The organism is Ruegeria sp. CG4 (assembly GCF_056537185.1).
This window is the reverse complement of sequence record NZ_JBQFRB010000002.1, coordinates 188,454-200,617: the sequence shown is the minus strand read 5'-3', so window position 1 is coordinate 200,617 and position 12,164 is coordinate 188,454. Positions and strand designations below refer to the sequence as shown.

The following is a 12,164-nucleotide window of genomic DNA, read 5'->3' as shown; positions in this document are numbered from 1 at the left end:
GATTCCCCTTACTCACCTGTGCCAACCACCAGATGAGACTGATCTGCTTGGGGTGTTTTTGCTACTGTTTTGCTACGAAATGCGATTGACGATCAGGTTCGACCAGCCTAAACCCCAGCCTTGCACGATCCGGGGAGGTGGCAGAGTGGTCGAATGCGGCGGTCTTGAAAACCGTTGGGCGTGAGAGCGTCCCCAGGGTTCGAATCCCTGTCTCCCCGCCACTCATACCCGTCTCAATCCAGTTGTTTTTTCTGACCCGGAATTGTGCCGCAGTTCCCGCGTTGGCGCTTGCGCTTTCAATCTGGGATGGAGCAAGCGTTGCACTTAGAGCAGAATTCAGGCCTCAGTCTAAGTGCCGCATTTTGTCGGGGTCTCTTTGGGCCGGATTTCCCTGATAACCATCAGTTTACGGGGAATTATCGTGAGATGGGTTCGAATACAGGCATTTTTCGTGTCAGAATTGTATGTTTTTCAGCGGCTTATGTCGCACACATCCCTGGATGTTGGAGCAGGGGATTTTCTTGTGGGAACAGGGAATTGTTTAATCGTTCTTGTCAGAAGAGCTTTGCTTGAGCGGGTCAGGGAGCTTTCGTAGCTTTTACTCATGCAAAGATGATCCCCCAGTATTTCAAAACCAGCCCCGAGATCATCCGCCTTGCTGTGATGCTGTACATCGGTTACCGCTCTCGCTGAGTGGCGCGAACCTGGCGCAGTGTAAAGAGCAGTTCTACTGACCCAGTTGAGACTGGTTCGAAATTGTCTGACAACGTCTCTTACCGGTTCAGGTTCCTTTCACATCACTGGAGAACCGCGCCGCGTTTTCCTTTGCAAAGGCGCTGGCATCCGCGTCGGTATCCCAGAACTGCGGGTTTGCCTTGGGTATCGTCAGCGCGCGCTGCACGGCGGGCCGGGCATCAATACGGTGGAACCACGAATTCAGATGCGGCAAGTCCGACACTCCTACCCGCGCCCAGACATAAGCGCGTGCCCATGGGTACAGCATCATGTCAGCGATGGTGTATTCGTCCGCGGCGATCCATTCACGCCCATCCAGGCGCGTGTTCATCACTTCCATCAAGCGGCGGCTTTCGTCCACGTAGCGGCGGATTGAGAACGGCTCTTCGTGGCCGTTTGGTGCGGCGATGTGCTGGAAGTACATCGCCTGTCCCATCATTGGGCCTATATGGCCGACCTGAAAGAACATCCACTGCATGACCTCTGACCGTTTGACCGGATCCCAAGGCAGGAATTTTCCGTATTTTTCGGCGAGATGCCACAGGATCGCACCGGATTCGAAGATGGCGCGCCTCTCCGAACGATCCTCGATTGTCGGGATCTTTCCATTTGGGTTCAGCGCCAGATAATCCGGCGCCTTCTGTTCCTGCTTGGAAAAATTGATATGTGTCAGGTCGTAGGGGACGCCTGCCTCCTCCAGGAAGATAACCGGCTTGTACCCGTTCATCGTTCCAGCGGTGTAGAGATGGATATCAGGCTGGGACATGTTCAAGCTCGGCAAATGTGGTTTTTAGATGCGCGTCAAATCGAGCGAAATCGGCCTCGATTTCCGGGTCCTTCATAACATCGAATGCAGCAAAAGTCGGAAGGGGTTGCATGGCAAAGAACTTTGCGTTCAGGTGCATCGGCGCTAACAGGTCGTCGACGCTGGAGCCCGCAAAGAAAGGCTCGGACGCATCATCAAACGCTTCTTTTGGGGCGTTGAACGTAACCGACAGCATGTATTTCTTACCGTTTAGTGTGCCCCCGGTACCGTAATTGGCTTTGGGCGCGTCGGTCGTTCGACCGTCACCTGCGCACATGCGGCCATCCATGCCAGCCGTATATACCTCATCCATGTATTTTTTGAATATCCACGGTACCCCCATCCAGTTCACCGGGAACTGCATGATGACTGTATCGGCCCACAGATGCGTCTCGACCTCAGCATTTGCATCATAGCCGTCGGCGACGGTGGTCACACGCACGTCGTGACCCATTGCGGTCAGCGTGTCACGTGCGCGTTTGGCGAGGCTGGCGTTCAACTGTCCGGGGGCGAATTCGTAGGGCTGGGTGCCGTTGACGATCAGGATTTTGCTCATGTCCATATCCTATATGTACTATCTCTGAACCCTTGACTTTCAGCGAGTTCAGAGAGCATTTGATTGCGATGGTGTGATAATTCAACTAGTATACTTTTGGTAACCTAGATGTCTGAGCGAAGGGACGACGATGCGGGCGCGAATTGATGAGGATGCCAAAGGGCGCCGAAAGGTCTCAGAGGCCTGTCAGGAACCATGTGCAATCGAACGCGGTATGCGGATTATTGGCGGAAAGTGGACGGGGTCGATCTTGTGGCACCTTAGAGATGGCCCAGTGCGCTTCAACGATCTGTCGCGCATGATCGGCGGTGCCAGCAAGAAGATGATCACTGAAAGACTACGTCAACTTGAGGGGCAGGGTCTGGTTCGCCGGCAGGTAATGGATACCGCTCCTGTTTCCGTGCAATATTCGGTTACCGAATTTGGCCAGACAGCTCTTGGTTTTCTCGAAGAGCTTCGAAAGTGGAGCGAAGAATTACCTCAGGAGTTGGATCGAACCACCTGATAATATGAGGGAATGAGTCTGTGGGTAGTTTGAAAGCAATCCACCATGCTGCGGTCATTTGTTCGGACTATGAGCAGTCCAAGGCATTTTATTCAGAAACGCTTGGGTTGGAGATAGTTGCGGAAAATTTCCGGGCCGAGCGGCAATCTTGGAAGCTGGACTTGGCTTTGCCGGATGGTACTCAGATTGAGTTGTTTTCCTTTCCCAACCCGCCCAAACGCACGTCCCGCCCCGAGGCGCTGGGTCTGCGGCATCTTGCGTTTGTTGTAGACGATATCGAGAAGTTGAAAGACAGATTGGAACAGAAGGGTGTTCCCGTCGAAGACATCCGTGTCGATGAATATACCGGACGCCGTTTTACCTTTTTCAGTGATCCGGACGATCTTCCTTTGGAATTGTATGAAGCCGCGCCGACTGCGTTGAAGTGATGTTTCCCGTTCTTTAGGCTGAGCAAAGCAGGGAGGAATGCGCATGGAAGTAAAACCTCTCACCGGTGGATTGGGTGCTGAAATCGCCGGGGCGGACATCCGGCATGAAGATCAATTCGACGCGATTAAGTCAGCCTTCGCAAAGTATTCCGTGGTCGTACTGAGGGGCCAAAACGTTAGACCGCAAGAGCATCTGTCCTTTGCGCGAAGGTTCGGCCCGATTAACGTGAACCGCTTTTTCAAACCTGTCGACGGCTATCCCGAGATCGCCACAGTTTTGAAAGAGAAAGATCAGAAAGAGGCTGTGGGAGAGGGCTGGCATACCGACCACTCCTATGATCAGGAACCGGCCATGGGCTCAATTCTGCACGCCTTGGAAGTCCCGCCGCACGGCGGCGACACGCTGTTTGTGTCAATGGCTGCTGCCTATGAGGCTCTGTCGCCCACGATGCGTGGTTTTCTGAATGGCCTGTGGGCGGTGCATTCCTCTCGCCATGTCTTTGGCTCCAGCAACATGGAATCAGAGGCCGCAAAAAGCGGCAGGCTGGGTAATGCCGAAGCTGCCACGCAAGACGCCTTGCACCCCGTTGTCATCACGCATCCGCTTAGTGGCAGGCGTGGGCTGTTCGTCAATCCTGTGTTCACCACCGAAATCAAGGGGTTGAGCGCAGATGAGTCTGCGGCCGTGCTTGGGATGCTCTATGATCATTGCAAGCAGCCCGAATTCCAATGCCGCCTCCGTTGGCAGGCAGGGGATATCGCCATTTGGGATAACCGAGCCACGTGGCACAAGGCAATCAACGACTACCACGGTTTTCGACGCCTTATGCACCGGGTGACGGTTGAAGGGGTTGCCTTGAAGCCGTGAGGCAAGTGGCACAAGGCGGGCCTCTGCGACTCAGTTTGGGCGCGACGACGCTGTGACACCCCCTTCGATTCCCGGTGCACTATTTAAAAAGAAGGGCGATCGGTATCGAAATTTCTGTTTATTTTCTTGTGCATAAAATGCCTGTCGAATTTTCTCTTGTCACAATTGGAACGTTCCACTAATGATTTTGGAACGTTCCAATTGTGGGGTAAGAGGATGAATTGGGCATTTGTCGGAGCGAGCACAATAGCTTCGCAATACATGTTGGACGCGGTGCGCCGGCAGGCAGGCAACAATGTGACCTGGGTCGTCAGTCATTCTCCAGATCGGGTTCAGACCTGGGCCAAGGAACACGGAATTCCCAACGCAACGACGGACGTGGACGCTGCGCTTTCTGACGAGAACATTCAGGCTGTTTATGTTTCCTCGACCAATGAGAAGCACCACGGTCAGGCCATGGCAGCCATTTTGGCTGGTAAGCATGTTCTATGTGAAAAGCCGCTTGGGATGACTCAGGAGGAAGGTGTCGAAATGGTGCGCGCAGCCGAAGCGGCTGGCGTAACTTTTGGTACAAATCACCACCTGCGATGCTCTGGCAGCCATCGTGCCATTCGTGACCTCATTGCAGACGGGCGCGTCGGCGACGTTCTTTCGCTGCGTATACATCACGCGGTACATTTGCCGGGAAACCTACAAGGGTGGCGTATCAACTCAGCAGATGCCGGCGGTGGCGTGATCCCCGACATCGTCGTTCATGATGCGGATGTCACGCGGTTCCTGCTTAATGAGGACCCGGTGTCTGTCGTTGCGCAAATGGCCAGCTCTGGGATGGGGCAGGGGGTCGAAGACTCGTGCATGTCCGTCTGGACGATGCCTTCAGGCGCGATGGTCATGACACATGAAAGTTTTACGCACCCATTTGCAGGTTCGGGCCTGCAAGTGCACGGGACCAAGGGTTCGATTTTTGCGGATGGCGTCATGACGCAGCGCCCAGTTGGGGCAATAAAACTGGTGACAGAAGCCGGAAGCGAAGAAATCCCGTTTTCGGAGCATTCGCTCTACATTCAGGGCGTTTCCGAATTTGTCGCCGCAACAGCGGGTCAGGGCCGTCCAGCTGCGGATGGAACTGATGGAGTGAAATCGCTGTCCGTCGCGCTGAGCGTTCGTGAGGCCGCAGCGTCAGGTAAGCGCATCAACGTAGACTATGGTGGCTTCTGATGACCAAGCTCGTTTCCGTTTCCGAGGCCGTTTCTCGCATTCCTGACAATGCGGTGGTAACCGTTTCGTCGTCCTCGGCATTGGGGTGCCCTGACCTTGTGCTGAAGGCACTTGGAGAGCGGTTTTGCGCGGAGGGGCATCCGCGCAACATTACAACGCTGCACCCTATCGCCGCCGGGGATATGTATGGCGTGAAGGGCATGGATTATCTGGCGCAGGATGGATTGCTAAACCGCGTTCTCGCCGGATCATACCCGTCGGGCCCTTCCAGCCTTGAGATGCCGGAAATCTGGAAAATGATCGTCGAGGATCGGGTCGCCGCATATAACGTGCCTTCGGGAATTCTGTTCGACATGCATCGCGAGGCCGCAGCGCATCGGCCCGGTGTTCTGACGCAGGTCGGGCTTGAGACTTTCGTGGATCCGGTGCGCCAGGGGTGCGCGATGAACGCGCGTGGCGCGGCTGCGCCTATCGTGAACCGGAGAGAGTTCGACGGTCAGACCTGGCTGCACTTTCCGAACATCAACCCGAACGTATGTGTTTTGCGCGCAACAACGGCGGATGAGTTCGGCAACCTGACCTATGAACACGAAGGTGCTTATCTGGGCGGGCTGGAGCAAGCGATCTGTGTACGCAACCACGGTGGGATCGTGATCGCACAGGTTCAACGTGTGACTGCCGCCGGAAGCTTGCGCCCCCATGACGTGCGCGTGCCGGGGCATCTGGTCGATCTGATCGTTGAAGACCCGAAGCAGATGCAAACGACGGAAACGTCGTACGACCCTGCGATCTCTGGCCAGATTATGCGCCCTTGGGACAGCTTTTCGCTGGCCGAGCATGGCGTCGAAAAGGTCATCGCCCGCCGCGCCGCGCAAGAGCTGCGCACAGGCATGAGCGCCAATCTGGGCTTTGGAATCAGCGCCATGGTCCCGCGTGTCTTGTTGGAAGAGGGGCATCCTCAGGCTGTGACATGGGCGATCGAGCAAGGGGCCGTTGGAGGCGTCCCATTGACCGGCTTTGCCTTTGGCTGCGCGTCCAATGCACATGCTTTCGTGCCGTCCCCACAGCAATTCATCTATTTCCAGGGCGGCGGCTTCGACATGTCGTTCCTTTCTTTCCTTGAGGTCGATGTCGAAGGCAATGTGAACGTCTCCAAACTTGGTAAGAAGCCCTATCTGACTGCAGGGTGCGGTGGCTTTGTCGATATTACCGCGCGCGCCAAGAAGATCGTGTTCTCGGGCTGGTTCGAAGCCGGCGCCAAGATTGATCTGGCGGATGACGGTATCCTTGTGAAGGCCCCCGGAAAATTCACCAAGATGGTGGATCAGGTCGAGCATGTCACATTCTCCGGCCGCCGTGCCCGGGAAACCGGTCAGGACGTGCTGTATGTAACCGAGCGCTGCGTTATTCGCCTGTCAGATCAAGGTCTGGTTGCGACGGAAATCATGCCCGGAATTGAGGCGCAACGCGACATTGTCGAAGCTTCGGGCGGTCGCGTCAAAGTCGCGGAGAACGCGGTTCAGATGTCCAAATCTCTGTTCGCAGTTGGCCCGATGGGGATGACGCTGTGAGCAAGCTTGGGTTTCATATCGAGGGTGCGACCGCTGTGCTGACATTGGACAACGTGTCCAAGCTCAATGCTCTGACGGTGGACATGCTGAATGCGCTGGAGGCTCGTCTGCAAGAGGTCGAGCGTGACGCATCCATTCGTGCGCTTGTTCTGACCGGTGCAGGGGAAAAAGCGTTCTGTTGCGGGGCCGATATTGGCGCATGGGGTGGTCTGAGTCCCGCCGAATTCGCGCGCCATTGGGTCCGTGACGGCCATCGGATCTTTGACCGTCTGGCACGGATCGGCAAACCGACGATTGCTGCGATCAATGGCCACGCCTTTGGCGGCGGGCTGGAGCTGGCCAGTTGTTGTGATCTGCGTCTGATGACCCCGCGCGCCACGCTGGCCTTGCCCGAAGCCAAGGTTGGAATCGTGCCGGGCTGGTCCGGGACGCAACGGTTGACCCGGCTGATCCCCGAGGCTGCGGTGAAGGAGATGGCACTCTTCGGGCGCCGTATTGGTGCCGACCGTGCGCTGGCTTTAGGCTATGCGACCGAGGTGATTGACGAGGTTCTGGCGCGCGCGCTTGAGATCACCGCCGATCTTAGCGACCTGTCGCCCCGCGCCACCGAAATCTCGAAAAACATGATCCACGCTGCGGTCGGTGAGGACAGCCATGCTGCGGTCGAAGCCCTCGGCAGTGCAGCAATTGCCGCCTCGGCGGACCGCGAAGAAGGCGTCGCGGCGTTCATGGAAAAACGAAACCCAACATTTTCGGGCCTTTGAAATTATGAAAGACATCGCAATCAACCCTGCCATCCCGTTCGAGCTGCCGCCTCTGTTTGAAGGCCGGCACCTCATCAATGGCATATGGCAGGACAGCGCCTCGGGTGAGACGTTCGAGCGCCGCTCTCCTTCGCACGGCCACATCGTCAGCCGTTCGGCCATGGGGGGTGAGGTTGAGACCCAGGCTGCGATCCAGGCGGCGCGCAAGGCGTTCGACAGCGGTGCCTGGAGCCGTGCTTCGGGCAAGGAACGCGCCTCCGTCTTGCTGAAAGTCGCCGATTTGATCGAGCAGAACGTTGACCGGATTGCCCTGATCGAAACACTGGAAAGCGGCAAGCCGATCAGTCAATCCAAGGGCGAAGTTGGCGGTGCCGCAGATCTGTGGCGCTATGCGGCCTCATTGGCACGCAGCACCCACGGCGACAGTCACAATACTCTTGGCATGGACATGATGGGTGTCGTGTTGAAAGAACCCATCGGTGTCGTGTCGATCATCACACCTTGGAACTTTCCGTTCTGGATCCTCAGCCAGAAACTGCCATTTGCACTGGCCGCAGGCTGTACTGTCGTCGTGAAGCCATCCGAGATGACGCCGTCGACGACCTTGATGCTCGGCGAGTTGCTGGTCGAAGCAGGATTGCCCACCGGTGTCTGCAATATCGTGCTTGGTTATGGCGTTCCCGTCGGGAGCTTGATGTCCGGTCACAAGAGCGTGGATATGGTCAGCTTTACCGGCTCGACAGCCGTGGGCAAGACGATCAGCGCAGTTGCGTCTGGTACGCTCAAAAAGGTCGCGCTCGAGCTTGGGGGCAAAAACCCGCAGGTCATCTTTCCCGATGCCGATCTGGATGCAGCGGCGGATGCCGTTGTGTTTGGCATCTATTTCAATGTCGGCCAGTGCTGCAATTCAAGCAGTCGCATCATTGTGCACGAAGACATCGCCGACGATTTCCGAGGGCGTGTCGTTGCCTTGTCGCGCAAGGTCAAATTTGGCGATCCATTGGACCCGACGACGCAAGTCGGAGCTATCGTAACGCCCGAGCACAACTCAAAGATAGACGCTTATGTCAAACAAGCGAAAGCGTGCGGCGCGACTATAGACTTGGGTGGTAAGCCGCTAGAGGTCGATGGTCTGGGTGATCAGTTCTACCAGCCGACAGTGATTTCTGGCGTCTCGCCAGAAATGCCCATCGCCCGCGATGAGGTATTTGGACCGGTTCTGTCCGTTTTGACCTTCAAAACACTGGACGAAGCAATCGCGCTAACCAATGATAGCGCTTACGGTCTGTCGGCAGGGGTCTGGAGCCAAAACGTTCACACCTGCCTTGAGTTCGCCCGTCGTGCAGAAACGGGAACGGTCTGGACCAACACCTGGATGGACGGATTCCCGGAGGTCGCCTTCGGTGGGTTCAAACAATCCGGGCAGGGGCGGGAAATCGGACGTTACGGGTTCGAGGAATTCTTCGAAGTGAAATCAGTAGTCATGCGCATCGGCAACAGCCGAGCGCCATGGGTTCCGCAAGATTAAGACCGGGCACCGGATTGGTCCCGAATAAGAAGAACGCATTAAGGGAGGAAACAAGAATGCGTAAACTGCTGAAGACAAAATCGCTGTTTGTGGCCGGTCTGCTCTGCACGACCAGCCTTGCGCACGCGGAAGACGTGGAAGTTCTGCACTGGTGGACTTCAGGTGGCGAGGCCGCAGCGTTGAATGTTCTCAAGGAAGACCTGTCCGGGCAGGGAATCGGTTGGACCGATATGCCCGTTGCGGGTGGTGGAGGCGAACAGGCGATGACCGTTCTGAGGGCTCGTGTGACTGCCGGTAACGCGCCGACTGCTGTTCAGGCTTTGGGCTTCGACATTCTGGACTGGGCCAATCAGGGCGCGCTGGCTGATCTGAATGAGGTCGCAGCGAAAGAAGGATGGGATGATGTCGTCCCGGATGCTTTGAAGGCCTTTGCCAAGCATGACGGCAAATGGGTCTCGGCACCAGTCAATGTGCACTCGACCAACTGGGTCTGGGCGAACAAAGCGGTGCTGGACGCCAACGGTATTGCACAGCCCACCAACTGGGACGAATTCGTCGCGGCGGTTGAGGCTTTGAAAGCTGCCGGTGTCACACCGATCGCGCATGGTGGTCAGGCTTGGCAGGATGCGACCATCTTCGATGCTGTGGCGATGTCGACACTTGGGCCCGATGGCTACAAAGCAGCCTTCGTTGACCTGGACGAGGAAACACTTGGTGGCGACGCCATGAAGGAAGCGTTCGACCGTATGGCGTTCATTCGCGACAACGTGGATGAGAATTTCTCGGGCCGCGACTGGAACCTGGCGACTGCAATGGTCATCAACGGTGAAGCCGGTTTCCAGATGATGGGTGACTGGGCCAAAGGCGAATTCCTGAACGCGGGCAAAGTGCCGGGTGAGGACTTTTTGTGCTTCCGATTCCCGGGTACTCAGGATCAGGTCACATTCAATGCTGACCAGTTCATGATGTTCGATCAGGGCGGTTCGGTGTCGGCCGAACAGGCCGCGCTGGCCAGCGCGATCCTTTCACCATCCTTCCAGATTGCTTTCAACAAGGTGAAGGGCTCTGTCCCGGCTCGTACTGACGTGGATGGCAGTGATCTTGATGCTTGCGGCCAACAGGGCATGAAGGATCTGGCAGCAGCGGCTTCGTCGGGCAACTTGTTTGGTTCGATGGCGCACGGCCATGCCGCGCCGGCATCAGTGAAGAATGCGGTCTATGACGTCGTCACAGCCCATTTCAACGGCGAGTATGACAGCGAGACTGCTGTGGTTGAACTGGTTGACGCAGTTTCGATCGCCAAGTGATCTTATCGTGATCCTCCCGATGGGGCGGCGGGTTGGCCGCCCTGTCACCAAGCGGGCGCTAACGCTCCGACCTACAACTACCCGAACGAGGAGGGCGCGCCATGGCTGGTTCAGCCGACGCGGATTTCAAGACACGCCTTCAGAACTGGATTCCCAAGCTGGTCCTGTCCCCATCGATCGCGATGATGACGGTCTTTGTCTACGGTTTCATTCTGTTTTCGGTCTACCTGTCCTTTACTGACAGCCGCATTCTGCCGACCTTTGGTTGGGTCGGGTGGGAAAACTACGACAAGCTGTGGCGGCTCAGCCACTGGGAAACATCGCTGATCAATATGGGCATCTACGCCAGCCTGTATATCGTGATCTGCACCTGCCTCGGGCTGGGTTTGGCAATCTTCCTTGATCAGAAAATCCGCGGCGAGGGGCTGTTGCGCCCGATCTACCTGTATCCGATGGCGCTAAGTTTCATTGTCACGGGTACCGCCTGGAAATGGTTTCTTGACCCGGGTATAGGCCTTGAGAATGTGATGCACACCTGGGGTTGGACCAGCTTCGAGTTCGACTGGATCAAGAACCGGGATTACGCAATCTACACGGTTGTTCTGGCGGCCGTATGGCAGACCAGCGGTTTCGTGATGGCGATGTTCCTGGCCGGGCTGCGAGGCATCGACAACGAAATCCTGCGAGCGGCGCAGATGGATGGGGCGTCGAACTGGAACCTCTATCGCCGGATCATCATCCCGCAACTGCGCCCCGCATTCCTGTCGGCCTTCGTGATCCTCAGCCACCTTGCGATCAAGACCTTTGACCTTGTGATCGCCCTGACCGGGGGTGGGCCCGGTCGTGCTACCGAACTGCCCGCGACCTTTATGTATTCCTACACCTTTACGCGGAACCAGATGGGGATCGGCGCGGCCTCGGCCACGATCATGCTGATGACCATCGCGGCGATCATGATCCCCTATCTTTATGCCGAATTGCGGGAGAAACGCTGATGTCCCAAGCAACTCAGGATACCGCAATCCGCACTGGCCGCGTCACGCGCACCTTGATCTATCTGGTGCTGCTGCTGTTCGGTCTGTTCTACCTGCTACCGCTTTACGTCATGCTGGTAAACTCGGTGAAACCGCTAGAGGAGATCACCGGCGGTGGCATGATGAACCTGCCACAGGTGTTCACGTTGGAGCCTTGGTTCAAGGCATGGTCCTCGGCTCAGATCGGTGTCGATCCTACGGGGTTGAAGCCCTACTTCTGGAACTCGATCAAGATGGTTGTTCCGGCGGTGATCGTTTCGACCATCCTTGGCGCGCTGAACGGCTATGTACTGACCAAGTGGCGCTTCAAATATGACACCATCCTATTCGGTCTGATGCTGTTTGCCTGCTTCATTCCGTTCCAGATCGTGCTGATCCCGATGGCGCGGATGCTGGGTATCATCGGGCTGGCGGGTACCACTTGGGGTCTGGCACTGGTGCACGTGGTCTATGGGATTGGCTTCACCACGCTGTATTTCCGCAACTACTACGCCGTGTTCCCGACCGAGCTTATCCGGGCTGCCCAGATTGATGGGGCCGGGTTCTTCCAGATCTTCTGGCGCATCCTTCTGCCCAGTTCCGGGCCGATCGCAGTGGTGTCGATCATCTGGCAGTTCACCAACATCTGGAATGACTTCCTGTTCGGTGCATCCTTTGCCGATGCCAACAGCCAACCGATGACCGTTGCGCTGAACAACCTCGTGCAGTCTTCCACCGGTGTGAAGGAATACAACGTTCATTTTGCAGGCGCCATTCTGGCCGCCATGCCAACTCTGCTCGTCTACATCGTGGCCGGACGGTACTTCGTCCGCGGCCTGATGGCGGGTTCGGTGAAAGGATAAAGT

General features: G+C 56.6%; 12 protein-coding genes and 1 tRNA gene. 11 read left to right on the top strand and 2 right to left on the bottom strand.

Annotation, left to right across the window (positions count from 1 at the left end):
- The first annotated feature begins 131 nt into the window (after window positions 1–131).
- Window positions 132–221: transfer RNA gene (locus tag ACR0J2_RS07320), tRNA-Ser, on the top strand.
- Between the two features lie 560 nt (window positions 222–781).
- Here ACR0J2_RS07320 and ACR0J2_RS07315 read toward each other — a convergent pair.
- Both ACR0J2_RS07315 and ACR0J2_RS07310 read right to left on the bottom strand, forming a co-directional pair.
- The gene (locus ACR0J2_RS07315; protein WP_480812147.1) at window positions 782–1,501 is read right to left on the bottom strand and encodes a glutathione S-transferase family protein; all 720 of its coding nucleotides are present in this window, start codon (window positions 1,499–1,501) and stop codon (window positions 782–784) included.
- Window positions 1,488–2,096: an NAD(P)H-dependent oxidoreductase gene (locus ACR0J2_RS07310; protein ID WP_170680616.1), complete on the bottom strand. Its 609-nt coding sequence runs from the start codon at window positions 2,094–2,096 to the stop codon at window positions 1,488–1,490. The genes ACR0J2_RS07315 and ACR0J2_RS07310 overlap by 14 nt, the downstream gene beginning before the upstream one ends.
- Window positions 2,097–2,226: 130 nt before the next feature.
- Here ACR0J2_RS07310 and ACR0J2_RS07305 point away from each other — a divergent pair, with 130 nt between their 5' ends.
- From ACR0J2_RS07305 to ACR0J2_RS07260, 10 genes are all read left to right on the top strand, one after another.
- Window positions 2,227–2,601 carry a winged helix-turn-helix transcriptional regulator gene (locus tag ACR0J2_RS07305; RefSeq protein WP_170614498.1) on the top strand — a complete coding sequence of 125 codons (375 nt, stop codon included), beginning with the start codon at window positions 2,227–2,229 and terminating at the stop codon, window positions 2,599–2,601.
- Window positions 2,602–2,621: 20 nt separating this feature from the next.
- The gene (gloA2, locus tag ACR0J2_RS07300; protein WP_480714203.1) at window positions 2,622–3,029 is read left to right on the top strand and encodes an SMU1112c/YaeR family gloxylase I-like metalloprotein; all 408 of its coding nucleotides are present in this window, start codon (window positions 2,622–2,624) and stop codon (window positions 3,027–3,029) included.
- 43 nt (window positions 3,030–3,072) lie between these two features.
- A complete protein-coding gene (locus tag ACR0J2_RS07295; RefSeq protein ID WP_480812146.1) occupies window positions 3,073–3,897 on the top strand; it encodes a TauD/TfdA dioxygenase family protein in 825 nt (274 codons plus the stop codon).
- Between the two features lie 216 nt (window positions 3,898–4,113).
- Entirely contained in the window at window positions 4,114–5,115 is a 1,002-nt protein-coding gene (locus tag ACR0J2_RS07290; RefSeq protein WP_170614500.1) for a Gfo/Idh/MocA family protein, read from the top strand.
- Window positions 5,115–6,686, top strand: a complete 1,572-nt coding sequence (locus tag ACR0J2_RS07285; protein WP_480812145.1) for an acyl CoA:acetate/3-ketoacid CoA transferase — start codon at window positions 5,115–5,117, stop codon at window positions 6,684–6,686. The genes ACR0J2_RS07290 and ACR0J2_RS07285 overlap by 1 nt, the downstream gene beginning before the upstream one ends.
- Window positions 6,683–7,450, top strand: a complete 768-nt coding sequence (locus tag ACR0J2_RS07280; RefSeq protein ID WP_170680589.1) for an enoyl-CoA hydratase/isomerase family protein — start codon at window positions 6,683–6,685, stop codon at window positions 7,448–7,450. Before ACR0J2_RS07285 ends, ACR0J2_RS07280 begins: the two co-directional genes overlap by 4 nt.
- A 4-nt stretch (window positions 7,451–7,454) precedes the next feature.
- A complete protein-coding gene (locus tag ACR0J2_RS07275) occupies window positions 7,455–8,978 on the top strand; it encodes an aldehyde dehydrogenase family protein (RefSeq protein ID WP_480812144.1) in 1,524 nt (507 codons plus the stop codon).
- A 56-nt stretch (window positions 8,979–9,034) separates the two neighbouring features.
- Window positions 9,035–10,285 carry an ABC transporter substrate-binding protein gene (locus tag ACR0J2_RS07270; RefSeq protein WP_170614504.1) on the top strand — a complete coding sequence of 417 codons (1,251 nt, stop codon included), beginning with the start codon at window positions 9,035–9,037 and terminating at the stop codon, window positions 10,283–10,285.
- Window positions 10,286–10,386: 101 nt separating this feature from the next.
- Window positions 10,387–11,280 (top strand): carbohydrate ABC transporter permease, encoded by an 894-nt coding sequence (locus ACR0J2_RS07265; RefSeq protein WP_170496900.1) that lies wholly within the window; start codon window positions 10,387–10,389, stop codon window positions 11,278–11,280.
- Window positions 11,280–12,161 (top strand): carbohydrate ABC transporter permease, encoded by an 882-nt coding sequence (locus ACR0J2_RS07260; protein ID WP_170614506.1) that lies wholly within the window; start codon window positions 11,280–11,282, stop codon window positions 12,159–12,161. The genes ACR0J2_RS07265 and ACR0J2_RS07260 overlap by 1 nt, the downstream gene beginning before the upstream one ends.
- Window positions 12,162–12,164 lie beyond the last annotated feature (3 nt).